Genomic DNA, 25,948 nt, shown 5'->3' with positions numbered 1-25,948 from the left:
CTCTCCGTTGCGACAGTCCCTACACATCGGAGCGAGGTTCGTCGAGTGTCCGCTGAAGCTGTTGAGAAGAAGGGTCCGCTCGCGGGTGTCCGCGTCGTCGAGTTCAAGGGTCTCGGTCCCGGCCCACACGCCGCGACCCTGCTCGCCGATCTCGGCGCCGATGTCGTCATCGTGCAGCGCCCCGGCGAGATCCCGCCGGAGGGACAGCGCGATCCGATTCAGCGCAACCGTCGCATCGTCGAGGCCAACCTCAAGGATCCCGCCGACATCGAGAAGGTCCTGACCCTGCTCGAGCGCGCCGACGTCCTCATCGAGGGCTTCCGTCCCGGCGTCACCGAACGACTCGGCCTCGGACCGGACGTAGTCCTCGAGCGCAACCCGCGCATCGTCTACGGCCGCATGACCGGCTGGGGCCAGGAGGGCCCGCTCGCCAACGCCGCCGGCCACGACATCAACTACATCTCCCTCACCGGCGTCCTGCACGCCATCGGCCGCCAGGGCGAGCGTCCGGTGCCGCCGCTGAACATGGTCGGCGACTTCGGTGGCGGTTCGATGTTCCTCGTCTTCGGCATCCTGTCCGCCCTCGTCGAGCGTCAGACCTCCGGCAAGGGCCAGGTCGTGGACGCGGCGATGGTCGACGGCGCCCTCGCTCTCTCGCACATGATGTGGGCGTTCCGCGGTCGCGGCGCGTGGTCGGACGAGCGCGGCGTCAACATGCTCGATACCGGCGCCCCGTTCTACGAGGTCTACGAGACCAAGGACGGCAAGTACATGGCCGTCGGTTCCATCGAGCCGCAGTTCTACGCGCTGCTGCTGCAGGGCCTCGAGCTCGATCCGGCCGACCTGCCGCACCAGCTCGACACTTCCCGCTGGGCGGAGATGAAGAAGATCTTCACCGACAAATTCCTGTCGAAGACCCGCGACGAGTGGACCGAGATCTTCCTCGGTACCGATGCCTGCGTCTCCCCGGTCCTCACCTGGGCCGAGGCGGAGAAGAACGAGCATCTCGTCGCACGCGGGTCGCTGATCGAGATCGACGGCGTCGTGCAGCACGCACCGGCGCCGCGCTTCTCCCGCACCCCCGCCGGCGAGCCCGTCGGTCCGGCGGCCGAGGCCACCGACATCGACACCCTCTGGGTCTGATCCGGCAGCCCGAGCCCGCCGACGCTCCGACGATCGTCCTGGCGCACAGGATCAGACGACGAGCCGCGCCTCGTCGGGTGTGCGCCCGGAGGCGACCTGCTCGTAGGCGGCGGCCATCGCCTCGACGGCGTCGTCGAGGACCTCGACATCCTGCGTGTACGGCAGACGCACGAAATGTTCGAACGCACCCTGCACACCGAAGCGCGGACCGGCGGAGAGCAGCACACCGTGGGACGGCGCGGCGGCAGCCAGCGAGGTCGACACCGGCTCGGGCATCCGCGCCCACAACGACATCCCGCCCTGGCCCGGCGTGTACTCCCAGTCGGGCAACCGCCGGTCCAAAGCTGCGCACAGCGCACGGCGTCGTTCCCTCAACGCGGCGCGGCGACGTTCGAGCAGTTCGTCGACTTCGGAGAGCAGATGCGCGGCCGCGAGCTGTTCCATGACAGGCGTGCCCAGGTCGACCGCGGTCCGTGCCCCGGCCAGCCGGACGATCGTGTCGCGGTCGGCGCGGATCCATCCCACCCGCAGGCCACCCCACAGCGACTTCGCCGTCGAACCCACCGTCACCACCGACGCGCCGGCAGGCATGGCTGCGACGGGAGGCGGCGGCGGGGCGTCGAGCCAGAGATCGACCATCGACTCGTCGACGACGAGCGTGGTCCGCGTGTCGCGCATGATGCGGGCCAGTTCGGCGCGGCCGTCCTCGTCGAGGCACAGGCCAGTGGGGTTGTGGAAGTCGGGGACGAGGAAGGCGGTGCGCGCCGCGGTCTGCCGGACGGCACTGGCGACACCGTCGAGATCCCAGCCGCCGTGCGGGCCGTTCTCCGGGCGCACCGGAACCGGCACCGGGCGCGCGCCGTAGCGGCGGATCGCTTCGAGCGCATTGGGATAGGTGGGGTGGTCGACGACCACCCGGTCGCCGGGGTCGTCGAGCACACCGAGCAGCAGGCGCATCGCGTGCTGTGCCCCGGAGGTGACCATGATCTGGTCGGGCGAGGTGGGCAGTCCACGCTCGCGGTAGCGGCGGGCGATGACCTCGCGCAGCACCGACACCCCTATCGGTTCCATGCCGTGCGAGTCCAGATAGGTCGACATCGACCGCAGCGCCGCGGCATACGCCGCTTCGATCTCCGCTGCCGGCGCGGGCAGCGAGGCGTTGCTCAGATCGATCGCCGGGCCGATCGGCATCCGGGACCCGGTGTTCTCCGCGCCCCGGCGAGCGGGCACGGCGACCGTGCTGCGGGCACCCTGCCGACTGCGCAGATAGCCTTCTTCCCGCAGCGCCGCATAGGCGGACGCGACGGTGGTGCGGCTCACCGACAGCGCCGCGGCGAGTTCCCGCTCGCTGGGCAGGGCGACCCCGAGCGGGACGCGGCCGTCGTGCACGAGCAGGCGGATGCTGTCCGCGAGCGCCCGGTAGGCGGGTCTGGGATCGGGGCGAGCGGAGCGACGGGAATGCGACTGCCCCGAATCCTGCCAGTTCCCGAGGTCGCGGACGAGCGACACGGCTCCGATCGCTCGAGTGATCACCGATCCAGTATGCCCCGCATCGCGCGGGCGGGATCAGGCCGGTGGATCGAGCACCTGACGGAACAGGACCGTCCCTCGCGAGTCGAGCAACTCCACCCGCATCTGCTTCGTCGCGCCGTCGATGAACACCTCCCCGAAGTGCTGATATCCGTCCATCGGCGAGGTGTTCGCCGCCGGGGGCGCGTGCACGAAGACGGCCTCGGGACCGAACGTCCCGTCCAGCTCGTTGGGTCCGAAAGCACCGGCGTTGAGCGGTCCCGAGACGAACTCCCAGAACTCGTCGAAGTCGGTGAACGAGGCGCGGTCCGGCGAATAGTGATGCGCGGCCGTGTAGTGCACGTCGGCGGTCAACCACACGGTGCCGGTGATCCTGCGTGCCTCGACCGCCGACAGGACCCGCGCGATCTCCGATTCCCGGCCCGAGGGAGCGCCGTTGTCCCCGTTCGCGATTCCTTCGAAGGCCGTATCGCCGTCGGGTACGACCAGGCCGATCGGCAGGTCGGCGGCGATGATCTTCCAGGTGGCGGTCGAACGGGTGAGTTCGTCGATGAGCCACTGCGTCTGCGCGCTGCCGAGCACCTGCCCCGCCGCGCCGACGTTGGTGCCGTTGGCGTCCTTGTAGGTCCGCATGTCGAGTACGAAGACGTCGAGCAGCGGTCCGTACCGCACGACCCGGTGGATGCGTCCGTCGACGGCCTCCGCCGGATCGAGCGGGAGCCACTCGTGGAAGGCACGGAAAGCCCGTTCCGCCAGGACGTCCACGTTCTTCTCGGTGTACTGCTCGAGATCCAGGATCTCACCCGCGTACCAGTTGTTGACGGTCTCGTGGTCGTCCCACTGCACGATCTGCGCGACGGAGGAGTTGAACCGCCGATAGTTCTCATCCATGAGGTTGTAGGCGTACTGGCCGCGGTACTCGTCGAGGGTCTGCGCCACAGCACTCTTGGCCTCGGTGACGATGTTGCGCCAGATCCGACCGTCCGGCAGCTCGACGGTCTCCTTCAGCGGATTGTCGGCGTACACGACGTCGCCGGAATGCACGAACAGGTGCGGGTCGCGACGGGCCATCGTGTCGAAGATCGTCATCCCACCGATGTCGGGATTGATACCGAAGCCCTGACCGGCGGTGTCGCCGGACCACTGCAGCCTGATGTCGCCGGGTGCGGTCGGGGCGGTGCGGAACAGACCCGTCACCGGCTCGGACGTGGCGCCGTCCTCGCCTTCGAGGACGACACGATAGTGCACCTGCTCGCCGGCCGGCAGTCCCGTCAGCCGCAGTCGGCCGGTTCCGTCCGTCTCGGGCGTCAGCAGACCACCCACGTGCCGGACGGGATCGGTGAAGGATTCGGTGGCCGCCGTCTCCACGACGAGCCGCGCCGGTCGATCCGAGCGCGCCCACACGAGCGCCCCGTCGGCCCGCACGTCGCCGGTGGCCACACCGTGGGTGAGGATCGGCCGCTCACGGACGAGGCTCGGCGTTGCAACGGAACTTCCCGACGAGCACGCCACCGCCGGAGCCGCGAGGGCTCCGAGCGCGACGGTGCGCAGCAGGGTTCGACGGGACACGTACATGGTTCTCCCCGGGGTCCGACGGACTGTGCGGGACGAGCGTGCACAGTCCGTGCGAACCGTCGGTGAACATGCAGTGAGGGATCGGCGCCCGTCCGACGACGAATCGGCGCGGGCCGGAAGCTACCCCGTCAGCGGATGACGTCGCGCCGGACGATCGTCTCGTCGCGGCCCGGCCCCACACCGATGCAGGAGATGTAGGCGCCGGAGAGCTCCTCGAGACGCAGCACGTAGTTCTGCGCGTTCTTCGGCAGCTCCTCGAAGGTGCGGGCGTGGGTGATGTCCTCCCACCAGCCCGGCATCTCCTCGTAGATCGGCTTGGCGTGGTGCACGTCGGTCTGCGTCATCGGCATCTCGTCGATACGCACACCGTCGACCTCGTAGCCGACGCAGATCGGCACGGTGTCGAGACCCGACAGCACGTCGAGCTTGGTGAGGAAATAGTCGGTGATGCCGTTGACGCGGGTCGCGTAGCGGGCGATGACGGCGTCGAACCATCCCGTGCGGCGGGCGCGACCGGTGGTGACACCGACCTCTCCACCCTGCTTGGCGAGGTAGGCGCCGTGGTCGTCGAACAGCTCGGTCGGGAACGGACCCGAGCCGACGCGGGTGGTGTAGGCCTTGAGGATGCCCAGCACCGTCGAGATCTTCGCCGGGCCGATACCCGAACCGACAGCGGCGCCGCCGGCAGTGGGGTTGGACGACGTCACGTACGGATAGGTGCCGTGGTCGACATCGAGCAGCGTGCCCTGCGAACCCTCGAGGAGGATCGTGTCGCCGCGCTCGAGCGCCTTGTTCAGTTCGAGGCGCGTATCGGTGATGCGGTGCTTGAAACCCTCGGCCTGGGTGAGGACCTCGTCGACCACCTGCTGCGGGTCGAGCGCCTTGCGGTTGTAGATCTTGACAAGGACCTGGTTCTTGAATTCCAGTGCGGCCTCGACCTTCTGGGTGAGGATCTTCTCGTCGAGCACGTCGGCGACCCGCACGCCCACGCGGGCGATCTTGTCCTGGTAGCAGGGGCCGATACCGCGTCCGGTGGTGCCGATCTTCTTCTTGCCGAGGAAGCGTTCGGTGACCTTGTCGATGGCCACGTGGTACGGCATGATCAGGTGCGCATCGGCCGAGAGCAGCAGACGGGACGTGTCGACGTCGCGCTTCTCGAGGCCTTCGAGCTCGGTGAGCAGCACACCCGGATCCACCACGACACCGTTGCCGATGACGTTGTTGACGCCGGGCGTCAGGATGCCCGACGGGATCAGGTGCAGGGCGAACTTGTCGCCGTTGGGCAGCACGACCGTGTGACCGGCGTTGTTGCCGCCCTGGTAGCGCACGACCCACTGCAGACGTCCGCCGAGTAGATCGGTAGCTTTGCCCTTGCCCTCGTCGCCCCACTGGGCTCCGATCAGGACGATTGCCGGCATGTCGCGCTCTCCTCAGGCAGGTGTCTACGTGCGGGCGGTCTCGCCTGCAGGGTCCTGCCCAACCGGGCAGCAGCCGGGACCACAGTGTAGTCCACCCTCCGACGAGCGCGAATGACGGGACTGCAGAAGCGCCGGAGCTGCGGCGCGCGGTGGCGGGTCGCCGCCGCCCTCCCCCACCGCCTTCCCATTACAGTGGACGCAGCCGAGAGCCCGACGAACCCGACCCCTCGAGGAGACCCGTTGACCCCGGTAGTGCTCAGATGCGGTGACGTGCCATTGCCGTTGGCGCTGACCCCCGTGACCGCACTGTCTGCGCCTGCCCTCCCCGAGAAGGACGACTTCGAGGACGTCTTCGCGCATCTCGAGTCGGTAGAGGACCCTCGTCTGATCCTCGTAGGCAACGACGCGGCGTTCGCCGCGACCGTCACCCGGCTGATGCGCACCGAACGCCTCGACCTGGAGGTCGCGTACGTCCCGGAGACACGAACCCCCGCCACGGAGGCGTACGGGTTGCGGACGGGGTCGAAGGCCGCCACCGTCGCCCTGCAGGGGGTCGCGAAGCCGTTGCCGCTCATCCGCGACGACGCCGGTATCGCCCTCGTCGGCCGTGCGCTGCTGTGCGGTGAGAACGGCGATGCGCTCGTCGGGGAGGCCTACGTCGATGACACCCGCCTGTTCTCCGGCACGGTGCCCGGCATCCGCGTCGAACCCACACCCGCGATGCCCGGTCTGCGGGCCGCGATCGACCGGCCGCGCTGGTTCGGCGGCTACAAGTGGCTGACGGGCCGGGCCATGCAGTTGGGTTCCCCCGCCGCAGTCGTCACCCGCGACGGGGTCGCGAACCCCCGGGCTCTCAAGCGGTCGACCTTCTACCGGCACGACAAGAAGTGGAAGCTCGTCCGCTGAAACCCATCTTCAGCCGACGTTGACCCCTGTCGGGCTGAGCCGACGTTGACCCCTGTCGGCTGAGCCGACGTTGCCCCCTGTCGGCTCAGCCGACGTTGACGCCGTAGTCCCGTGCGATGCCCGCCAGACCGGAGGCGTAGCCCTGGCCGATGGCACGGAACTTCCACTCGCCACCGTGGCGGTACAGCTCACCGAAGACCATCGCAGTCTCGGTGGACGCATCCTCGGTGAGGTCGTAGCGGGCGAGTTCCCGGCCGTCGGCGCGGTCGACGACGCGGATGAACGCGTTGCGCACCTGACCGAACGACTGGCCCCGCGCGTCGGCGTCGTGGATCGACACCGGGAAGACGATCGACTTGACCTCCGCGGGAACGGCGACGAGGTCGACGTTCACGCTCTCGTCGTCGCCCTCGCCCTCACCGGTGAGGTTGTCGCCGGTGTGCTCGACGGAGCCGTCCGGCGAACGCAGGTTGTTGTAGAAGACGAAATGCTGGTCGGACAGGACCTTGCCGTTCTCGCTCGTCAGCAGTGCACTGGCGTCGAGATCGAAGTCCGCGCCGGTCGTCGCGCGCACGTCCCAGCCGAGACCCACCGTCACCGCCGTCAGGTTCGGAGCTTCCTTCGACAGCGAAACGTTGCCGCCCTTGGCCAAGCTCACACCCATACCGAATCCTCTCGCTCGATGATCGTTGCCTACCGCCACCCTAGTGAAGACCGGACGAGTCGGGCAGGGACGTGTGAAGGCCGTCCCGCGGGGGTAGCCGCAGGGCACCGGACAATGGCCGGGGACGGCGTTCCCGGCCTTTCGGTGTGTACGGCGAATGTCGCGCGAGGGAGAAGAGGGTCGGTTGTGGTGATTCGAGTCGCGTCGGTGCCTGCGTCGCACGTCTACGTCCGGCACCTCGCCTGCCCGGAGGGCGACGACGTGATCCGGTTGACGGATCCGGTTCCCGCCGACGGCCGCAAGGTTCCCGGGGGCTGGTGGCCGCCGTTGATGCTCGAACCGGGCTGGGTGAGCGACCACCACGAGGAATTCGACGTCTTCCACATCCATTTCGGATTCGACGCGATCGGCGCGGAGCAGCTGCAGGACGTCGTCGCCGAACTCGCCGAGCACGACAAGCCTCTCGTGTACACGGTGCACGACCTGCGGAACCCGCACCATCCCACCCCCGGTGAGCACCACAAGCAACTCGACGTGCTGATTCCGGCCGCGGACGAACTGATCACCCTCACGCCGGGCGCCGCCGAGCGGATCCGTCTGCGCTGGGGCCGGGAGGCGACGGTCCTGCCGCATCCGCACGTCGTCGAACAGCACTGGCTCGAGCGACCGCGTCGCGACGAAAGTCCGTTCGTCGTGGGAGTCCACGCGAAGAGCCTGCGCGCGAACATGGATCTGTTCCCGGTGCTCGACACGCTGGCCGAGACCGTGCGCTCGCTACCCGATGCGGTGTTGCAGATCAACGTGCACGACGAGATCTTCGATCCCGACAATGCGTACTGGTACAACCCGGAAGCCGGTTCCCGCATCCGGCAGTACGGCGAGCAACCCCAGGTGGACGTGCGGGTGCATCCGTACTTCTCCGACGACGAACTGTGGCAGTACCTCTCGGATCTGTCGGTGTCGGTGCTGCCCTACCGTTTCGGAACCCATTCGGGTTGGCTCGAGGCGTGTTTCGACCTCGGCACCGCTGTGATCGCGCCGAGTTGCGGCTTCTACGGCGAGCAGCGTCGGTGCGGGGTGTACACCTACGACGAGGACACCTTCGAAGCCGACTCGCTCGATCGTTGCGTGCGAGAACTGTACGAGAGCAGGGATCTTCCGCGAGTCGACTGGTCGCAACGTATGGACGAACGTCGCGCGCTGGCCCGCGCCCATCGCGATATCTACCTGCGCGCGATGAGCAGCCGGAGCAGATCATGACGCCGTTGCGCATCGCACTCATCGCGTCGAACAGATATCCGATCCGCCAGCCCTTCGCCGGCGGACTCGAAGCGCACGTGTGGCATCTCGCCCACGCGCTCGGCAAGGACGGCCACGAGGTGACGCTCTTCGCCGCACCCGGATCCGATCCGGAACTTCCGGCCTCGTTCCTCGAGGTGCCGTCCTTCGAGGTCAGCGAACTCGCACGCAGCGACGTGTCGATGCCCCCGGCGAACGGCTTCCTCGGCGACCACCACGCCTACCTGTCGCTGATGCTCGATCTCGCCGGACCGTCCGCCGATGCCTTCGACGTCGTGCACAACCACAGCCTGCACTACCTGCCGATAGCGATGGCCCGCATGTTGCACACCCCGCTGCTCTGCACGCTGCACACGCCGCCGACGCCGTGGCTCGAGTCGGCGATGGCGACTCCGGGTGGGTGCCCGGGCACGTTCGTCGCGGTCAGCCGGCACACCGCGACGGCCTGGGAACACGTCACGCCCGGTCCGGTGGCGGTCGTGCCCAACGGTGTCGATCTCGGAGCGTGGCCGGTCGGTTCGGGAGGTGAGGATCTGATCTGGTTCGGCCGCCTCGTGCCGGAGAAGGGCGCGCATCTCGCGATCGAGGCCGCGCGCCGGGTCGGTTACCGGCTGCGAATCGCGGGCCCGATCAGCAACCGGGGGTACTTCGCGGAACACGTCGAACCGTTCCTCGGTCCCGACGTGATCTATCTCGGTCATCTTTCCCAGCCGGATCTCGCTGCCGCGGTGGGACGTTCGGCAGCAGCACTCATCACCCCGCAATGGGACGAACCGTACGGGCTCGTCGTCGCCGAGTCCCTCGCATGCGGGACACCCGTGGTGGCCTTCGCGCGCGGCGGCATCCCGGAGGTCGTCGACGAGAGCAGCGGATGCCTGGTCGCGCCGGACGACATCAACGGCCTGGCCGAGGCGGTACCCCGCGCTGTCGGTCTGTCCCGTGCCTCCGCCCGAGCCCGCGCGGAGGAGCGTTGTTCGGAACGCACGATGGTCGATGCCTACGTCTCGCTGTATCGGGAACTCGCGGGAGCGGCATGATCGGCTACTACATCCATCACCACGGGCACGGACACCGCACCCGCGCGAGCAGCATCTGCGCGGATCTGCGGACGCCGGTGACGGCATTGTCGTCGGCGCCGCTCGGCACTGCCGCCGACGCCTTCGACGACGTCGTGCTGCTTCCCCGCGACGACCTCGCCGTCGACACCGCGCAGGACACGACGGCCCACGACGTCCTCCACTGGGTTCCCACCCACGACGACGGTCTCCGCGAACGCATGCACGCGCTGGGGTCGTGGATCGCCGCGACCCGCCCGAGCCTGCTGGTAGTGGATGTGTCGGTGGAGGTGACGCTCCTCGCCCGCTTGTACGGGATCCCTGTCGTGGTGCTCGCGATGCCGGGCGAGCGCACCGATACCGCCCACACGCTGGCCTATCGCGTCGCCGACCATCTCATCGCACCGTGGTCGCAGGACGTCTACGATCCGCACTGGCTGCGCTCGTACGCCACCTCGTACGTCGGCGGGATCAGCCGTTTCGACGGACGCCCGTCTCCCACCCGCACAGCCGGTGAGAAGCCGAGGGTCCTCGTCATGAGCGGCAGCGGCGGATCGTCGATCACCGTCGACGATCTGCACCGGTTCTCGTCGCGCTACCCTCAATACGAGTGGGAGGGTCTCGGTGTCGCGGGCGGCCCGTGGATCGACGATCCGTGGCCCGTCCTCACCGGCGCCGACGTCGTGATCGGGCATGCGGGCCAGAACACCGTCGCCGACATCGCGGCCGCCGCGCGACCTGCGGTCGTGATCGCCGAACCCCGTCCGTTCGACGAACAGCGTTCCACCGCAACGGCTTTGGAGAAGGCCGGACTGGCGGTGGGTCTCGACGGGTGGCCCGACCCGAACCGCTGGCCCGAACTGATCGAGCGAGCACGCGGCCTCGACCCCGTCGAATGGAAACGCTGGCAGGTCGACGGTGCCGCGGCGCGCGCGGCGGCGATCCTGGACGACCTAGCGGAGCGATCGTGACCGTCTCGGTCGTCACGGTCGCCGCAGGTCGCGGCACGCATCTGCGACGCCAACTCGACGGCCTCGCACGCAGCACCCGGACACCCGACGAGCACATCGTTGTCGCGATGGGTGACCCGGAGGTCACGGAGGTCGTCGCCACGGCCGGCTCGTCGGCGCGAGTAGTGGAGATGGACGTCGACTCCGCGAAACTGCCGGTCGGAGAGGCACGGAATCTGGGCGCGCGGACGGCGTCGTCGGATCTGCTCGTCTTCCTCGACGTCGACTGCATTCCGGCTCCCGACCTGATCGAACGGTACGCCGAGGCGGCCGGCCGGCACCCGGCTGCGCTGCTCAACGGTCCGGTCACCTATCTGTCCGAACCGGGCGCCGACGGCTACGACCTCGACCGGCTGGGCGACGCGATCGATCCGCATCCGGCCCGTCCGTTCCCCTCCTCGGGTGAGATCGTGCTGGACGATAGACACGAATTGTTCTGGTCGCTGTCGTTCGCGTCCCGGTCGCTCGTGTGGGACCGCATCGGCGGGTTCTGCACCGCATACAGCGGATACGGCGGCGAGGACACCGATTTCGGACAGAAGGCCGCTCGTGCCGGAGTCCCGATGGCCTGGGTCGGCGGCGCCCACGCCTTCCACCAGTACCACCCGGTGTCGAGCCCGCCGGTCGAGCATCTCGACGACATCCTCACCAATGCCGCGCTGTTCCACCAGCGTTGGGGGTGGTGGCCGATGCGGGGGTGGCTCGACGAGTTCGAGCGGACGGGACTCGTCTCCTTCGACCCCGACATGCAGCGGTGGACGAAGGTGCGGACGACCGGCCCGTGAAGACTTTTCGTTCCGTGTGCTAATTTCGGCACCGTCATTGCGACGACGCACGAGGAAGTCGGTGTGATTCCGGCGCGGTCCCGCCACTGTGACCGGTAGAGCGATCTCCGGGAGCCAGATACTCACGTCGCCGTACCTCCTTGCCCGGGGCGGACTTCCCCGAGAGAGGGTGTCATCGCCATGCGTGTACGCGCAGCCTTCCCGAAGCTCCTTGTCGCGTTGACCTCCGCGAGCCTTCTGCTCGCCGGATGTTCGACGGCGGGTTCCGACACCGAGAACGCCGCCTCGGACGAGTGCATCACCGACTTCGATGCTTCGGTCGACTACTTTCCCGACAAGTCCGAGATCGTCGACGCCGAGAACTTCTCGATCACCTACGAGAAGAGCTATCAGGTCCTCACCGTGAACGAACCGTTCACAGGCGCGAAGTCCGAGTCGTACGTGCTGGTCAAGTGTGGTGCGTCTGCCCCGGAACTGACGGGCGAGCTGGCCACGGCCCAGCAGATCCACGTGCCGATCACGAGGCTGTACACCGGCTCGACCACCCACCTGCCACTGGTGATCGAACTCGACGAACTCGATGCGCTCACCGGCGTCTCGAACGGTTCGTACGTCTCCGACGCCGCCGTGATCGGGCGCATCGACTGACGTGACGACCACCGGTTCCCTTCCCCTCGATCTCGAAGCCGTGGTCGCGCAGGCGGCCGACGCCCCGACCTGGCTCGTGGGTGGCGGCGTCGGCGGGTTCACCGCGGGGCTGGCCGGACTCGACCGCGCCGGTGTGGTGATCGCCGCGGCGCTCGGGGCCGCCGTGTTCCCCCTCAATGCCGTCACGGCCATCGTGGGGGCGCCCGTGGTCATCGCCGTCCTGATTCGTTCACGGCGTGGAACACCGGGAGCGGCACTGTGACCTCCACCGGCGTGGAACTACGCGATCCGACCATCGGCCACGCCCGTCGTCGTGCCTTCCGTGGCAGGACGGTCACGGAGATCGCTTCGAAGGTGAACGTTGCTCGACGGGGCGAACTCGTCGACGTGCTCGGACGCCTGGCGCGCGAGCAGAATCTGACGGTCGTCATGTCCACCCACGAACTCGAACTCGCACTACGGGTGTCCGACCGGATGTGGCTGCTCGAAGCAGATCGCACACTGACATGCGACACTCCCGCTGCTCTCGCCGAATCCGGCCGTATCGGAGCGGCGTTCGATCGCGGACGCATGCGGTTCGATCCTCGTAGGATGGTGTTCGACCTGGAAGCGGAGGACAGCCGTGTCTGATGCGATCGGGGTTCTCGAGCGAATCGCCGTATGGAGCCCGTACTTCCGCGTGAGTACCGGACCTGTCGACGACAGATGGCGTCCCACCGCAGATCTGGTCGACGCCGCGACCCGCGACGCTCTGGTGGCCGATACTGCCGCGCGGATGGACACCGACGAATCGCGCGCGGCGGCATCGACCCTCTTCTTCGGATACGTCGCACGCGTGTGGTCGGTGGCGATCGGTTCCGTCGTCGACTCCGGACGATGCATCCGGCTCGATCCCGAGCAACTCCTGTGGCGCAACGACGCCGGACTGCACTTGCACATCACCGAACCCGGATTCGGCGACGACATCGTGACGGAAGTCCTCGACCGGCAGATCGAACCTCTCGTCCATGCGTGGCGCGACGTGGTCGCGGCCGGCCTGTTGTGGGGCAACGCGGCATCCGCTCTGATCGGTGCCGGTCGGGTGATCGGTTCCGATGCACAGCCTCTCGTCGATGACCTTCTGTCCGATCCGCGTCTGGCGGACACTGTGGACCCGGCGACCGGCCGTCGCCGTAGTTGCTGTCTTTACTACCGCACACCCACCGGCGGGGTCTGCGGCGACTGCGTCTTCCCCACCCCGCCGGACGACCGCTCGAAGGAGATGCCGTGACAGTCGTGTTCGATCCCGAGAACTATTGGAACGACATGTGGTTCGGTCTGCTCATCGAAGGCTCGGCACTGGAGGTCGCGGCCCCGAACGCACCGAAGAAGATCGGGATGTACGACGGGTACGTCACCGTCGACTTCGGTCGGTGGCACTTCCCTCTCTGCATCGGCGAACACACCGCGAGTGGGCCGGAACTCGGCCGGATCCGCCGCTGCAGTCGCGCCGAGTTGTACCGCAGGATCGGCAGGGACGACACCGTCACCTCCTGGGGTCTGCGCATGTTCAACGGCCGGGACGAGCAGATGCTCACGATCATGCTGCCCACCCCGTTTCTCACCAACACCCAGCGACTGACGGAGGAACCGGTCTGGGAGCACCTCGAGGCGTGGGACCGCATCCGCGGAATTTCTGGGGCTGGAACCCGATCCACGCGATCGCACAGGTAGGGGCTTCCGGCACACATGAGTGTGAAGCCGGACGCCGACCGAGGTCCGGCGCGGAGCGGTCCGTCCGCGAAGGCAGAACGCGCCCGGTCACCGGGCGGCCTCGATGTCGACCGACCGGTGGGGCAGGACCAGCGGTGTGCCTGCGACGGGATCGGTGATCACGGTGGCCTCCACACCGAAGACGTCGCGCACCATCTCGGAAGTGATGACTTCGCTGGGCGGTCCGGCGGTCACCAGCGTCCCCGCTCGCATCGCCACAAGGTGATGGGCATAGCGACTGGCCATGTTGAGATCGTGCAACACCAGCACGATGGTGCGTCCGAACCGGTGGTTGAGGGAAGCGAGCAGATCGAGCACCTCGATCTGATGGGCCAGGTCGAGGAAGGTCGTGGGCTCGTCGAGCAGCATGATGTCGGGATCCTGGGCCAACGCCAGCGCGATCCACACGCGTTGGCGTTGGCCGCCGGACAGTTCTTCGATCGGGCTCTCGGCAAGCTGGTCGACGCCGGTCGCCGCCAGTGCGGCAGCCACCGCCCGCTCGTCTTCGGCACTCCACTGTCGGAACCACCGTTGATGGGGATGCCGGCCCCGGCCGACGAGATCGGCGACGGTGATGCCGTCCGGGGCAAGGGGCTGCTGCGGCAGCAGACCGAGGGCGCGGGCCAGCGTGCGCGCCGGCATCTCGGTGAGCTCGGTACCGTCCAGAAGGACTCGGCCGTGCTGCGGCGACAACAGGCGGGCCAGGCCCCGCAACAGCGTCGACTTGCCGCACCCGTTGGGTCCGACGATCGCCGTTATACGGCCGGCAGGCAGGCTCGTGCTCACCTGGTCGACGATCAGCGAGGATCCGTAGCCCAGGCTGAGCTGCTCGGTCGTCAACGAGACCGACCGGATCGCGTGTGCTGGCTGTGGTGTCATCCGGCGGCTCCGATGCGGTGGGCGCGGGCGAGGAGATAGAGCAGGACCGGCGCTCCGAGGATCGCCGTGAGGACTCCGACGGGCATCTCCGACGGCGCGAAAATCGAACGGCCCGCCAGATCGGCGCCGACCACCAGAAGGGCGCCGACGGCGGCAGAGGGCGCAAGGCCGATCTGCCGCTCGGCGAGGATGCGGCGAGTGATCTGCGGCGCCACCAGCGCGACGAAACCGATGGGTCCGGCAGCTGCGGTCGCCATCGCGGCGAGGACCACTGCAATCAGCAGCAATGACACCTTGCGGCCTTGACCGGCTCCGGTCAGGGTGCGGGTGAGATCGTCGCCGAGCTCGAGCAGCCGCAGGTGCCGCGACTCCACGATCAGGACCGGGACCGTCGCCGCCAGCGCGATGACAATGATGGTCACGTGCAGCCCGCTCCGATTGGCCAGGCTGCCGGTCAGCCAGGCAGCGGCACTCATGGCTCGGTGGATGTCGGAACGGGTGAGCAGATAGGAGATAGCGGAGGAAAGCATCGCCGCGACACCGATCCCGACCAGCACCAGCCGGAAGCCGTGCAGACCGCGCCGGTAAGCGATGAGCACGATCATCAGCGCAGCGAGGACCGCGCCGGCCAGCGCACCGAACACGAGCTGCAGACCGCTGCCCCCCACGACAAGCAGCACGGTCAATGCGCCCATCGCCGCCCCGGAATTGATGCCGATGATGTCGGGGCTGACGAGCGGATTGGCGGCGATGCGCTGCAATATGGCCCCCGAGAGCGCAAAAGCCGCGCCGACACCGAGCCCGGTCAGTGCCCGGGGCAGGCGGTCGCCCAGCACGACCTCGCGCTCGATGAGGGTGCCTCCGCCTCCCACGATGGTGACGGCGCCGGAAACCGAGATCGGGTACACCCCGAGGACCAAGGAAGCCGTGGCGACCGCAACGGCGGCCACGCCGGCGAGGACGGTGAGCAGCACCGAGGAGCGACTGATCCGAAAGGAGACCGGGGTACCTCGCGGGGCCACCAGGAGCGTGTCGCGGGTTGGACCGCGGCGCACCGGCGAACTCATGTGCCGACCACCTTGCGGTTGCGGACCAGGTAGAGGAAGAACGGGGCGCCGACCAGGCCGGTGATGATCCCGACCTGCAGCTGTTCGGGTTGGACCAGGAGTCGTCCGAGGATGTCGGCGATCAGCAGCAGCATGGGCGCGAGCACGATGGTCCAGGCGAGCACCCAGCGGTAGTCCGAGCCCGTGATCATCCGTGCGATGTGGGGTACCACGAGCCCGATGAACCCGACCGGACCTGCGATAGCGGTGGCGCCACCCGCAAGCAGAACCACAGCGAGAGCCCCCGCGATGCGGTCGACCCACACACGGGCACCGAGGCTGCGGGCGAGATCCTCACCCAGAGCCAGAGCATTCAACGCGCGGGTCAGGCCAACAGCCAGGACGACACCGACGGCGATGAACGGCGCTACCGCGGCCAAAGCGTCACTGTCCGAACGGGTCAACGATCCCACGACCCAATAGCGGAAGTCCTCCATCGTGGAGGCGTCCTGGAGGGTGATCATCGTGGTGACCGCGCCCAGGAGCGCGGTCAACGCCGACCCGGCCAGAGCGAGCTTCACCGGTGTGGCACCACCCGGACCGAGCGAGCCGAGCATGTAGACGAAGACGGCGGCCACCGCAGCTCCTGCGAAGGCGAACCACACGTAACCGGCAGCGCTCGTGATGCCGAGACCGACCATCGCCGAAACCACCGCCAGCGCCGCGCCGGCGTTGATGCCCAACAGTCCGGGTCCCGCCAAGGGGTTGCGGGTCAGACCTTGCATCACCACGCCGGCGAGGCCGAGCGCCATCCCGGCCAGCAATCCGGTCACGGTCCGCGGGATGCGGATATATCGCACCGCACGCTCGACGTCACTGTCCGCCGAACCTGTAACGGCCCCGACCACGTCGGAGAGGCCGACCGGCAGGGTGCCGAGCAGGACCGAGCCGAGGGTCACGGCCACCAGAACAGCCGTGGCCACGGCGAGCCCGAGTAGGCGAGTACGGTTGCCGCTCAGCAGGCCGGAACGCACGACAGGCGCGCCGGCAGCCGGGGCCGAACCGTCCGCAGACCGCTCCGGGGTCGTTGCCGCCGTCGTCACCGCCTACCTCACTCGCCCCCCGTCTTGTCCGGTCTCGTCCTGGATGGCCAGGTCGGGGTGCAGCAGCGAAGCCAGCAGCTCGATTGCATGGGCGATGCGGACTCCGGCGGCGCGGTCAGCGAACAGGAAGGGATGCACGGCACCGTTCTGCACCGCCGACAGGCCCGCGAGCGCCGGGTTCTGCACGATCGTCTGCGCCTCCTCGGCGCCGTCCTGGCGGGTATAGGAGGCGTCGCAGCAGGTGCTGGTCAAGATGACATCGGGGTCGCGACGGATCAGCTCTTCGAGGTCGATCGCGACGTGGCGTCGCTCGACGAGGTCGGCGAAGGCGTTCACGCCCCCGGCCTGCGCGATGATCCGGGTACCGAAGTCGATGCCACCGGCGACGCGGATGCCACCGCCCTCATCGAGTAGGACGATCGCGACGCTCGGGCGGTCCGCCCCGGCCAGCACCTGGTCGACCGCCGCGATGCGCTGCTGTTGATCGGCAATGACCTCCTCGGCGCGCTCCTCGACGTCGAACAGGGCCCCGAGGTCGCGCAGGTCGTCATAGATCGTCTCGACGCTCACGGTGGCGGGGTCGATCGCCTCGTCCGACAGTCCGTCCGCGCTGGGGCACAGCGGGCTGAGGATCCAGCTCTGTATGCCGAGCCGGGTCAGACTCGCCCGCGTGCCGAAGCTCTCGTCGCCGGCGCCGTCCTCGGTGAACACGTTGTTGTACCCCGACAGGATGAAGTCGGGCCCGGTGGCCAGAAGCGCCTCACGACTGGGGAGCTTCTCGACGTACGGCACCTGCTCCTGGGCATCTGCGTACTCGGGCAACACCTGAGCATCGAGGAAGGCGGTCTCGATCAGGCGGTCGCTGATGCCCAGCGCATGCGCAATCTCGATGGCCGGCTGGTAGGCGGCATACACGCGTTCCGGTGGCGCTTCCACGGTGACGTCGATCCCGCAGTTCTCGACGGTCATGGAGTCGGCCGACGCGGCGTTCTCCTCGTCTGCGCCACATGCGCTCGCGCTGATCAGCGTCAGACATGCGGCGGCGACGCTCAGCGTCCGACGGTTCAGCGGAGTCATGCGACGGCCGTCCTTTCGATGCGCTGGGGGAATCGACACTCGGGCCGGATCAAGGCATGGAAGGTGTGGGTCGCAGCGACCTGATCACTGATTCCCGGTGCGTGGGCGATCGCGATGGCGCGCCCTTCGACAGGATCCGGACGCCGAAGAGGTACAGCGGAGACAGAATGGGAGAGAGATGGGTGCACGGCTTCGCGCAGCCTTTCTCGGGGTAGGCCGCCCCGATGCTGAAAGGTACGAATGGGGTGAGTATCTGGCTCGCAGACGCTTGTCGAAGCGCCGCTCACAGTGGCGGTACCGCGCCGGATTCACACCGGCTTCCTCGGATCCCATCGTGATGGACGAACTGAGGCTAGCAGGAGCCGACCATGCCCGAATTCCCGGCTCGGCCGAAGTAGGAGCCGGGGGCGGTGCAGGTCGGTGGTGGCGCAACGCCATTCGAACGGCGTAGCGGTTGTGTCCTGTTCGACGCCGGTACCACCGCTGTGCGGGAGACCGACGTCATCGCCCGGCCCTGTCCCGGCACCGGAGAAGAGACCCGAGGGGAATCAACGCTATCCTCGCGGGGTGGACTCACGGATGCCGGTGCTTGCGCAGGTGCGCGGTGCTGCCGTGGGGTCGGTGTCGGGGGCGGTGAGTATCGCCGCCCATGGTGTGGCCGGTGGCGGGATGCCGCCGAGCCAGTCGGCGGTGGTGTTGCTGCTGGCGGCGTGCGCCGGCGTCGGTGCCGCGGTCGCCGCCGTCACCGTGCGCGATCGGAACTGGGTGTTTCTCCTCGCGGCACTGACTGCCGGACAGGTGGTCGGGCACACCACCCTCTCGGTGGTCGACGACCACGCGCACGGGCTGGAACTGTCGCCCGCGATGATCGCCGCCCACCTTGCCGCTGTTGCGGTCTCCGCCGCTGCGGTGCGCGCCGTCGAAGGTGCGTGCCTGCACGTGTTGGGGGCGTTCACCCGCGTGATGCTGGTGCTCGTTTCTGTCCCGCCTGCGCAGACCGTGGTCTGGTCGGCGACCCCGCTCTATCGGGCGACGCTGTCGTTGTGGTTGCTGGCCGGCGCCGCCGCCGGTACCCGCGGACCGCCGACCGCGGCGTAGTCGGCCTCCCTACCCGATCCGCCTGCTGCGCCGTCCCCGGCGCGGGAGAGCACGCGATCGCCGACGGGTGGGTCCGACATTCTTCTTCCGCCGTCCTGCCTTCGCCCCGTGCTGGGGTGCCGAGTGTATGGCGTGCGTGCCCTCAGCGGCATCGACCGGATTCGATCTGCCAAGTCCCCTCGATGCCCCCCTTTCCTGACGGTCGCCTCACCGACCGCATCTCCAGCGGTGCCCGTGCTCCTGCACGGACACCGCCGAAAAACGCGCACACGGTGAGCACCTCACGACAGCCGAATCGAGACACACTCATGTCCGTTCCCGAACTCGACCGCGGCACCATCGCCGCGGACAATTCCGCCGCCGAGCCCGCCCGGGCTGCGGCGCAGGATTCTTCACCGCCGCGCAGCATGCGGCCGCTGATCATGCGGCTGCACTTCTACGCCGGGATCCTGGTGGCCCCGTTCCTGCTGATCGCGACGATCAGCGGGGGCCTCTACGCGATCGCCCCGACCCTCGAACAGGTGCTCTACCGCGACCTGCTGCACGTCGATTCCACCGGTCCGGCACTGCCGGTCGCCGAGCAGGTCCGCGCCGCCCAGCAGCTACGCCCGGACCTGACCGTCTCAGCGGTACGCCCCGCATCCGAGGTCGGTGAGACCACCCGGGTGCTGTTCACCGATCCGTCCCTCGGTGAATCCGAGCGCACTGCCGTGTTCATCGATCCCGCGACCGCCTCGTCGACCGGTCAGTCGGTGGTCTACGGCAGTAGCAGCGCGCTGCCGGTACGCACCTGGATTTCCCAGCTGCACCGGCACCTGCATCTGGGTGAGCCCGGCCGGATCTACAGCGAACTGGCCGCCTCCTGGTTGTGGGTCATCGCTCTGGGCGGGGTGTACCTGTGGGTGCAGCGCTACCGCACCCAGCGCACCCGCACCCGGCAGTCGGCGCGACTGCTGACCTTCGACCGCGGCGCGCGGGGCCGCAACCGCACCCTCGGCTGGCACGGCACCACCGGCCTGTGGATCGCGGTCGGCTTGATCTTCCTGTCGGCCACCGGGTTGACCTGGTCCACATATGCCGGGGCGAATGTGGGCGAGTTGCGTACCGCGTTGAGCTGGACCACCCCGACGCTCGATACCACCCTCGGCGTCTCGGACACCGCGCCTGCAGACGGTGGACACGACGGCCACGACGGCCATACTGCCGCTGTTACCGATACGGGCGCACTCGATCGCAACGTCGGCGCTCTGGACCGCGTCCTTGCCGCCGCTGCCGAGCATCGGGTGACCGAACACGTCGAGATGAGCATCCCGGCCGACGGTCACACTGCCGTCACCGTCACCGAAACCCGCCAGCCCTGGCAGTTCGTCACCGACGCGGTCGCGATCGACCCGGCCACCGGGGCGGTGACCGCCACCAACACGTTCGCGGACTGGCCGTTGGCCGCCCAGCTCACCACCTGGGGCATCGCCCTGCACATGGGCATCTTGTTCGGGCTGCTCAACCAGCTGGTATTGCTCGCTCTCGCGGTCGCGTTGGGCACGGTCATCGTGCGCGGCTACCAGCTGTGGTGGCAGCGTCGCCCCACCCGCGGATCGCGCCGGGTGGCGCGCCCACCGCTGCGTGGGACGTGGCGACGCCTGCACCCGGTCACCGTCGTCGCGGTGGTCGCTGCTGCGGTGACCGTCGGGTGGTTCGCTCCGCTGCTGGGACTGAGCCTGCTCGCATTCCTGCTCGTCGACGTCGCGGTCGGTCTGCTGCGGCGCCGGCGTTCGCCCGAGCACTCCCCCGAGGGGACCTCCGCGACCGGCTGAGTCTCGCTGTCTCCGGCCCGGCGGCTCGGATCCTGCCACCGGATCCGAGCCGACCGGGCAATCCTCATACTCCCGAGTTCGTATACAGAGGAACGCATTCCGGACTTGGTAGAGCGTCGTCGAGCCCACGCACGCCGAGGAAGGAGGCGATCCTTGTATAGTCGGCGCTGCGATCGGTTCGCCGCATGTCGTCGTGAGGAGCCCCGAAGACCTCGTGTGCGCGCCGAAGCACCCGATGCCGACAGGTATCGGGTGTGAGAGGGAACCCGGTGGGAATCCGGGACTGTCCCGCAGCGGTATGCAGGAACGACCGCCGTCACCAAGCACTGGACCACCAGGTCCGGGAAGCGACGGCCACTAGGTCCATCCCGACGGAATCGGGAATGGGTGCCTGCGAGTCCGAAGACCTGCCGATCGTGTCGGGCACGCCGTGCCCGACGGTATGCCGCCTCGTGGAATGGGCGCGCGCCGATCGGCAACACCTCGACGACAGGTCGAGAACACGGGGCTCGTATCGGGATGCGCGTTCATCGGGCGGTAGACCACCCAGCGACGAACACCGGAGAAAACCTGATGTCTGCTCCGACAGCATCCTCATTCACCGCCACCGTGCTCGGCTCCGCACGCATCGGACCGAACCCCGAACTGAAGAAGGCCACCGAAGCCTACTGGGCCGGGCGCCTCGACCGCAGTGGCCTGGAATCGGTTGCCGCACAACTGCGCGCCGACACCTGGTCACGTCAACACACAGCCGGGCTGGACTCGATCCCGGTCGGAACGTTCTCGTTCTACGACCACGTCCTCGACACAGCAGTCATGCTCGGGGCCGCGGGATTCGACCTCGGCGTGGGCCCCGGCGTGTACGACATCCATTCGCCGCGGGTCCCGAGCGAGGACGAGATCACAGCACTGTTGCGCAAGGCTCTGCAGGCGGTGCCCGCCGAGCGACTGTGGGTCAACCCGGACTGCGGGCTCAAGACCCGCGGCACGACGGAGGTCACGGCCTCACTGGCGAATCTCGTCACCGCTGCCGCCACCGTGCGCGCCGAGCTGAACCGATAACTACCGCACTACGAAGAAGGTCGTCGACAATGTCCACCCCTCGCATTCGCACCACCCATGCGGGAAGTCTCCCGCGCACCACTGCCCTCGTCGAAGCCAACCGAGCACGACGAGTAGCGGCAGACGGCTTTCGCCTCGATACCTCCGAGGAGTTCGCACAGTTGCTCGGCAACGAGGTGACCGCGCTGGTTCGGCGCCAGGTCGACCTCGGCATCTGCACTCCCGGCGACGGCGAGTACGGCAAGGCCATGTCCTCGACCGTCGATTACGGTGCCTGGTGGTCGTACTCGTTCCAGCGCCTGTCCGGTCTCCAGTTGACCGACGGAGGACCGTTCGGCAGTACACCGATCCGGTCGACACCCGGCAACGTGCGTCTGACCACCTTCCCCGACCGGCGCGACTGGACGCTGTTCGCTGAGGCCTACGGCGATCCCGACAGCGGGGTGTCGATCGGGAAGGAGGCACCCCTCTTCCCTACTGCGACCGGACCGGTCACCTATATCGGCCACGACGCCATCGCGTCGGACATCGCGAATCTGAAGTCCGCGCTGGCGGCCGCAGGGGTCGAGAACGGTTTCATGACTTCCTTGTCACCGGGTAGCGCCTCGCGGATCGGCAACGAGCACTACGCAACCGAGGAAGAATTCATCTGGGCATGCGCGGATGCCATGCGCGAGGAGTACAAAGCGATCATCGACGCCGGTCTGATCCTGCAGATCGACGACCCGTCCATCGCCGAGAACTGGGACCAGATCAACCCCGAGCCGACGGTCGAGGACTACCTGGCTTTCACCCGCATCCGGGTGGAAGCGCTGAACTACGCCCTGCGGGGTCTGCCCCAGGACCGGATCCGCTTCCATCTGTGCTGGGGCAGTTGGCACGGCCCGCACACCACCGATCTCGAGTTCAAGTACCTCGTCGAAACCATGCTCGACATCGACGCCGGGTCGTACTCGTTCGAGGCCGCCAACGTCCGTCACGAACACGAGTGGCGGGTATGGGAGGACGTGAAGCTTCCCGACGGGAAGCAGATCGTGCCCGGCGTCATCAGCCACGCGACGAACGTCGTCGAACATCCCGAACTCGTGGCCGACCGCATCGAACGTTTCGCGAATCTCGTCGGTGCGGAGAATGTGGTCGCCTCCACCGACTGCGGACTCGGCGGACGCATTCATCCTCAGATCGCGTGGGCCAAGCTCGAATCCCTGGTCCGAGGCGCGGAGTTGGCGACGAAGCGCATCGCATGACATGACCGCAAACGATTGGGCCCGCAGCGTTGAACGCTGCGGGCCCGATCGGAAGCATCCCTGGGTCAGGAGACGGTGACGGAAATACCCCGGGATGCAGTTCGAGCGGGTGTCAGGCCACGATCGACCTCTGCGGCACCCCCGTGTATTCGCTCAGCGGACGGATGAGGGCGTTGGACTCACCTTGCGCGATGATGTGCGCAGTCCACCCGGTGATACGGCTCATGACGAAGATCGGGGTGAACACCTCGATGTCGAAGCCCATCAGGTGGTAGGCCGGCCCGGTGGGGAAGTCCGGATTCGGCTCGATGCCGGTGGCCTCGGCCATGGTCTTCTCGAGGATGTCGTACATCTGCACCCACTATCCGGTTCCGTGTCGAGCACAACCTCGAAGGACGGCTTGTTGTCGGACAGACGCGGAACCTTCGCGTTCTCGTCGGCGAGATTCTCCCGAACGGGATCGGTCCAGGTCGCGGTGCCGACCACGCGGTCGGCGAGACCGAGCGACCGCAGGATCTCGGTGGATCCCTGATTCAGGGACACCGCCCGCTGTGGTGGCGCGTCGATGGTGAGCGTCCTGCCGCAGTTCTCGATGGTGAGCGGGTAGACCGATGCTGCGGTGTCCTGTTCGACTGTCCGGATGTGTCGTCACTCGACGAGCAACCGGAGACGGCCAACGCCGCCGCTAGCAGTGCGCCGACCGCGCGCAGCGCCGAATTCCGCCCTTGCGGGCGGTCGATATCGAATTGTTCATGTCCATCCTCGTGGGTCCTGCTTCGGCGACGCAGGTGTCCTGGCTCCCGGATCGACGCTCGCCCCGGCCTTCCAACCCCTGTGGGCCGTGACCATGCTGTTGGGGGATCACTCCTCGGTGACAGTTGCGGGACAGCCACGGATTCGCACCGTTGTTCCCTACGTCGCTACGAACAGTGCAAGACCCGGCGTCGGTCCCGGAACCGCGCAACCGGGCGTCCTCCACCCATCGACACCGGATGAGGCACCATGTCCGAATGGCATCCCGCCGAAGAACCCTCGTCGTCGTATCCGCCGTGCTCGTGGTGCTGGTCGTCGTCGCCGTCGCGATCTTCCAGCTTTCGAACTCCCGCACCTTCCAGCTGTTCGGGGCACTCGTCCATAGGGTGGAGACACCCGAGAAGGTGGTCTCGCTGACCCTCGACGACGGCCCGAGCGTCCTCACCCCGCAGGTCCTGCAGACCCTCGAGGACGCCGACGTCCCCGCCACCTTCTACGTCACCGGCTCGGAACTCGAACAACGACCGGAGCTGGGCCGGGCCATCGTCGAGGCCGGGCACGAACTCGGTAATCACACCGCGACGCACCGCAGGATGATGCTCGTCGGCAGCGGCACGGTGGCCGAGGAGATCGAGCGCACCGACGCCGCGATCCGCGAGACCGGGTTCGACGGGGAGATCACCTTTCGCCCGCCCTACGGCAAGAAGCTCGTCGCGCTCCCCCGCTATCTCGACCAGCACGACCGGACCACCGTGATGTGGGACGTCGAACCGGATTCCGATGCGTCCGACACCGAGACGATCGTGCAGACCACACTCGACGAGACCCGTCCCGGCTCGATCATCCTGCTGCACGTCATGTACCCCTCCCGGACAGCGTCGCTGGAGGCGATTCCCGGGATCGTCGACGGCCTGCGCGCCGAGGGCTACCGGTTCGTGACGGTGTCGGAATTGCTCGACATGCAGACCTCGTGAACTCCGGGACGCGAAATGGTCATCGATGCGCGCTGTTACGCGCTCCGATGACCATTTCGCGCTCTGATTCTCAGGTGAACGGGACTCCGCCGGTGACGGCGATGGTCTCCCCGGTGATGTAGCTCGACTCCTGGGAGGCGAGGAAGACGTAGGCCGGGGCGAGTTCGGCGGGCTGGCCGGGGCGACCGAGCGGAGTGTCCTTGCCGAACTGCTCGTACGCATCTTTCGGCATCGTCGCGGGAATGAGCGGCGTCCAGATCGGGCCGGGGGCAACCGCATTGACGCGAATACCCTTGCTCGCCAGGTCGGAGGCGAGGCCCTTGGTGAAGTCGACGATGCCGGCCTTCGTCGTTGCGTAGTCGAGCAGACCCGGCGACGGACTCACCGCCTGGATAGAGGTGGTGTTGACGATCGTCGAACCCGGCCCCATGGCGGTGACCGCGTACTTCGACAGCCAGAACAGGGCGTAGAGGTTCGTCTTCATCACGCGGTCGAATTGCTCCGTGGAGATGTCGCCGATGCCGCCGGGTTCGAGGTGCTGGTAGGCGGCGTTGTTGACGAGGATGTCGATGCCGCCGAGTTCGGACACCGTCGTGTCGATCAATCGCCGGCAGAACTCCTCTTCCCTGATGTCGCCGGGCATGCGCACCGCGCGGCGTCCCGCCTGTTCGACGAGTTCGGCGGTCCGCTTGCCGTCCTCGTCCTCCTCGTCGAGATAGGCCAAGACGACGTCGGCGCCCTCCCGCGCGAAGGCCACCGCGACCGCCCGTCCGATACCGGAATCACCACCGGTGATCAGAGCGCGGCGTCCTTCGAGTCGTCCGCTCCCCCGGTACGTGGTCTCGCCGTGGTCGGGGGCGGAGAGCAGATCGGCGGTCGCGCCGGGGTAGGCGATCTCCGGTTGCTCCTCGAGCGGCGGAACGGGGTGCTGCTCTCCCGGGTGCTGCATGCGGTACTGGTCCTGGTCCGGCATTCTCGCCCTCCCTCGATCGGGTTCGTAAGGGGCGATACCCGGTGCACCACGGCGCCACACCGGCAGCGCTCCGGACGCATGTGTCGGAGCATAATCGCAGGTGGACGACATGAGCGAGGTCACATCGGTGTGCGGCG

Annotated in this window: 25 protein-coding genes, 2 pseudogenes and 4 riboswitches; of the genes and pseudogenes, 16 read left to right on the top strand and 11 right to left on the bottom strand. The window is 67.9% G+C overall.

Going from position 1 to position 25,948, the window contains the following annotated elements; translation table 11 throughout:
- The first annotated feature begins 45 nt into the window (after window positions 1–45).
- Window positions 46–1,143 carry a CaiB/BaiF CoA-transferase family protein gene (locus NVV99_RS16950; RefSeq protein ID WP_019291085.1) on the top strand — a complete coding sequence of 366 codons (1,098 nt, stop codon included), beginning with the start codon at window positions 46–48 and terminating at the stop codon, window positions 1,141–1,143.
- Window positions 1,144–1,194: 51 nt separating this feature from the next.
- Here NVV99_RS16950 and NVV99_RS16945 read toward each other — a convergent pair whose 3' ends face one another.
- From NVV99_RS16945 to NVV99_RS16935, 3 genes are all read right to left on the bottom strand, one after another.
- Window positions 1,195–2,676: a PLP-dependent aminotransferase family protein gene (locus NVV99_RS16945; RefSeq protein WP_024101847.1), complete on the bottom strand. Its 1,482-nt coding sequence runs from the start codon at window positions 2,674–2,676 to the stop codon at window positions 1,195–1,197.
- A gap of 33 nt (window positions 2,677–2,709) precedes the next feature.
- Entirely contained in the window at window positions 2,710–4,248 is a 1,539-nt protein-coding gene (locus NVV99_RS16940) for an alkaline phosphatase (RefSeq protein ID WP_006552939.1), read from the bottom strand.
- A 128-nt stretch (window positions 4,249–4,376) separates the two neighbouring features.
- Window positions 4,377–5,666, bottom strand: a complete 1,290-nt coding sequence (locus NVV99_RS16935; protein WP_006552940.1) for an adenylosuccinate synthase — start codon at window positions 5,664–5,666, stop codon at window positions 4,377–4,379.
- A gap of 252 nt (window positions 5,667–5,918) precedes the next feature.
- Between NVV99_RS16935 and NVV99_RS16930 the strand changes: the two genes are divergently transcribed.
- Entirely contained in the window at window positions 5,919–6,572 is a 654-nt protein-coding gene (locus tag NVV99_RS16930) for a hypothetical protein (RefSeq protein ID WP_024101848.1), read from the top strand.
- Window positions 6,573–6,657: 85 nt separating this feature from the next.
- On the opposite strand, the gene NVV99_RS16925 is transcribed toward NVV99_RS16930, so the two are convergent.
- Window positions 6,658–7,236, bottom strand: a complete 579-nt coding sequence (locus tag NVV99_RS16925; RefSeq protein ID WP_006552942.1) for a TerD family protein — start codon at window positions 7,234–7,236, stop codon at window positions 6,658–6,660.
- A 189-nt stretch (window positions 7,237–7,425) separates the two neighbouring features.
- Here NVV99_RS16925 and NVV99_RS16920 point away from each other — a divergent pair, with 189 nt between their 5' ends.
- The 9 genes from NVV99_RS16920 (at window position 7,426) to NVV99_RS16880 (ending at window position 13,746) form a co-directional block, all read left to right on the top strand.
- Window positions 7,426–8,496 (top strand): glycosyltransferase, encoded by a 1,071-nt coding sequence (locus tag NVV99_RS16920; RefSeq protein ID WP_024101849.1) that lies wholly within the window; start codon window positions 7,426–7,428, stop codon window positions 8,494–8,496.
- Window positions 8,493–9,572 (top strand): glycosyltransferase, encoded by a 1,080-nt coding sequence (locus tag NVV99_RS16915; protein ID WP_024101850.1) that lies wholly within the window; start codon window positions 8,493–8,495, stop codon window positions 9,570–9,572. The genes NVV99_RS16920 and NVV99_RS16915 overlap by 4 nt, the downstream gene beginning before the upstream one ends.
- Window positions 9,569–10,561: a glycosyltransferase gene (locus NVV99_RS16910; RefSeq protein WP_024101851.1), complete on the top strand. Its 993-nt coding sequence runs from the start codon at window positions 9,569–9,571 to the stop codon at window positions 10,559–10,561. Before NVV99_RS16915 ends, NVV99_RS16910 begins: the two co-directional genes overlap by 4 nt.
- Entirely contained in the window at window positions 10,558–11,385 is an 828-nt protein-coding gene (locus tag NVV99_RS16905) for a glycosyltransferase family 2 protein (RefSeq protein WP_024101852.1), read from the top strand. The genes NVV99_RS16910 and NVV99_RS16905 overlap by 4 nt, the downstream gene beginning before the upstream one ends.
- 17 nt (window positions 11,386–11,402) lie before the next feature.
- Window positions 11,403–11,530: riboswitch (cobalamin riboswitch) on the top strand.
- A 35-nt stretch (window positions 11,531–11,565) separates the two neighbouring features.
- A complete protein-coding gene (locus tag NVV99_RS16900) occupies window positions 11,566–12,033 on the top strand; it encodes a hypothetical protein (protein ID WP_024101853.1) in 468 nt (155 codons plus the stop codon).
- A gap of 1 nt (window position 12,034) precedes the next feature.
- Window positions 12,035–12,295: a hypothetical protein gene (locus NVV99_RS16895; protein ID WP_024101854.1), complete on the top strand. Its 261-nt coding sequence runs from the start codon at window positions 12,035–12,037 to the stop codon at window positions 12,293–12,295.
- A complete protein-coding gene (locus NVV99_RS16890; protein WP_024101855.1) occupies window positions 12,292–12,663 on the top strand; it encodes a hypothetical protein in 372 nt (123 codons plus the stop codon). Before NVV99_RS16895 ends, NVV99_RS16890 begins: the two co-directional genes overlap by 4 nt.
- 49 nt (window positions 12,664–12,712) lie before the next feature.
- The gene (locus NVV99_RS16885; protein ID WP_242411653.1) at window positions 12,713–13,303 is read left to right on the top strand and encodes a (2Fe-2S)-binding protein; all 591 of its coding nucleotides are present in this window, start codon (window positions 12,713–12,715) and stop codon (window positions 13,301–13,303) included.
- Entirely contained in the window at window positions 13,300–13,746 is a 447-nt protein-coding gene (locus tag NVV99_RS16880) for a hypothetical protein (protein ID WP_197481859.1), read from the top strand. Before NVV99_RS16885 ends, NVV99_RS16880 begins: the two co-directional genes overlap by 4 nt.
- Before the next feature lie 87 nt (window positions 13,747–13,833).
- Here NVV99_RS16880 and NVV99_RS16875 read toward each other — a convergent pair whose 3' ends face one another.
- From NVV99_RS16875 to NVV99_RS16860, 4 genes are read right to left on the bottom strand one after another with little or no spacing between them, the layout of a single operon-like run.
- Complete coding sequence (locus NVV99_RS16875; protein ID WP_041803441.1) at window positions 13,834–14,664, bottom strand: ABC transporter ATP-binding protein; 831 nt, start codon at window positions 14,662–14,664, stop codon at window positions 13,834–13,836.
- Window positions 14,661–15,731 (bottom strand): iron chelate uptake ABC transporter family permease subunit, encoded by a 1,071-nt coding sequence (locus tag NVV99_RS16870; protein WP_024101858.1) that lies wholly within the window; start codon window positions 15,729–15,731, stop codon window positions 14,661–14,663. Before NVV99_RS16870 ends, NVV99_RS16875 begins: the two co-directional genes overlap by 4 nt.
- Window positions 15,728–16,813 (bottom strand): iron ABC transporter permease, encoded by a 1,086-nt coding sequence (locus NVV99_RS16865; RefSeq protein ID WP_024101859.1) that lies wholly within the window; start codon window positions 16,811–16,813, stop codon window positions 15,728–15,730. The genes NVV99_RS16870 and NVV99_RS16865 overlap by 4 nt, the downstream gene beginning before the upstream one ends.
- Before the next feature lie 3 nt (window positions 16,814–16,816).
- Window positions 16,817–17,890 (bottom strand): ABC transporter substrate-binding protein, encoded by a 1,074-nt coding sequence (locus NVV99_RS16860; RefSeq protein ID WP_024101860.1) that lies wholly within the window; start codon window positions 17,888–17,890, stop codon window positions 16,817–16,819.
- A gap of 247 nt (window positions 17,891–18,137) precedes the next feature.
- Window positions 18,138–18,214, bottom strand: a riboswitch (cobalamin riboswitch).
- Between the two features lie 243 nt (window positions 18,215–18,457).
- Here NVV99_RS16860 and NVV99_RS16855 point away from each other — a divergent pair.
- From NVV99_RS16855 to NVV99_RS16835, 4 genes are all read left to right on the top strand, one after another.
- On the top strand, window positions 18,458–18,988 hold the full coding sequence (locus NVV99_RS16855; RefSeq protein WP_024101862.1) for a hypothetical protein: 531 nt from the start codon (window positions 18,458–18,460) through the stop codon (window positions 18,986–18,988).
- A 308-nt stretch (window positions 18,989–19,296) separates the two neighbouring features.
- Complete coding sequence (locus NVV99_RS16850) at window positions 19,297–20,802, top strand: PepSY domain-containing protein (RefSeq protein ID WP_024101863.1); 1,506 nt, start codon at window positions 19,297–19,299, stop codon at window positions 20,800–20,802.
- Window positions 20,803–21,028: 226 nt separating this feature from the next.
- A riboswitch (cobalamin riboswitch) is annotated at window positions 21,029–21,232 on the top strand.
- A 143-nt stretch (window positions 21,233–21,375) separates the two neighbouring features.
- A complete protein-coding gene (locus tag NVV99_RS27110; protein ID WP_024101864.1) occupies window positions 21,376–21,864 on the top strand; it encodes a hypothetical protein in 489 nt (162 codons plus the stop codon).
- Between the two features lie 29 nt (window positions 21,865–21,893).
- The gene (locus NVV99_RS16835; protein ID WP_024101865.1) at window positions 21,894–23,111 is read left to right on the top strand and encodes a cobalamin-independent methionine synthase II family protein; all 1,218 of its coding nucleotides are present in this window, start codon (window positions 21,894–21,896) and stop codon (window positions 23,109–23,111) included.
- A 112-nt stretch (window positions 23,112–23,223) separates the two neighbouring features.
- Here NVV99_RS16835 and NVV99_RS16830 read toward each other — a convergent pair.
- Window positions 23,224–23,472, bottom strand: a pseudogene (locus NVV99_RS16830) (citrate/2-methylcitrate synthase); the annotation flags it as partial.
- A gap of 2 nt (window positions 23,473–23,474) precedes the next feature.
- A pseudogene (locus tag NVV99_RS16825) lies at window positions 23,475–23,788 on the bottom strand (ABC transporter substrate-binding protein); the annotation flags it as partial.
- 88 nt (window positions 23,789–23,876) lie between these two features.
- Window positions 23,877–24,046, bottom strand: a riboswitch (cobalamin riboswitch).
- 75 nt (window positions 24,047–24,121) lie between these two features.
- Here NVV99_RS16825 and NVV99_RS16820 point away from each other — a divergent pair.
- A complete protein-coding gene (locus tag NVV99_RS16820; protein WP_024101867.1) occupies window positions 24,122–24,838 on the top strand; it encodes a polysaccharide deacetylase family protein in 717 nt (238 codons plus the stop codon).
- A gap of 70 nt (window positions 24,839–24,908) precedes the next feature.
- Here NVV99_RS16820 and NVV99_RS16815 read toward each other — a convergent pair whose 3' ends face one another.
- The gene (locus tag NVV99_RS16815) at window positions 24,909–25,811 is read right to left on the bottom strand and encodes an SDR family oxidoreductase (protein WP_024101868.1); all 903 of its coding nucleotides are present in this window, start codon (window positions 25,809–25,811) and stop codon (window positions 24,909–24,911) included.
- Between the last annotated feature and the right edge of the window lie 137 nt (window positions 25,812–25,948).

This window comes from Rhodococcus sp. PAE-6, assembly GCF_025290685.1.
GTDB classification, from domain to species: domain Bacteria; phylum Actinomycetota; class Actinomycetes; order Mycobacteriales; family Mycobacteriaceae; genus Rhodococcus; species Rhodococcus pyridinivorans.
Note: the sequence above shows the minus strand (reverse complement) of the source record. Positions and strands in the feature narration are given on the sequence as shown.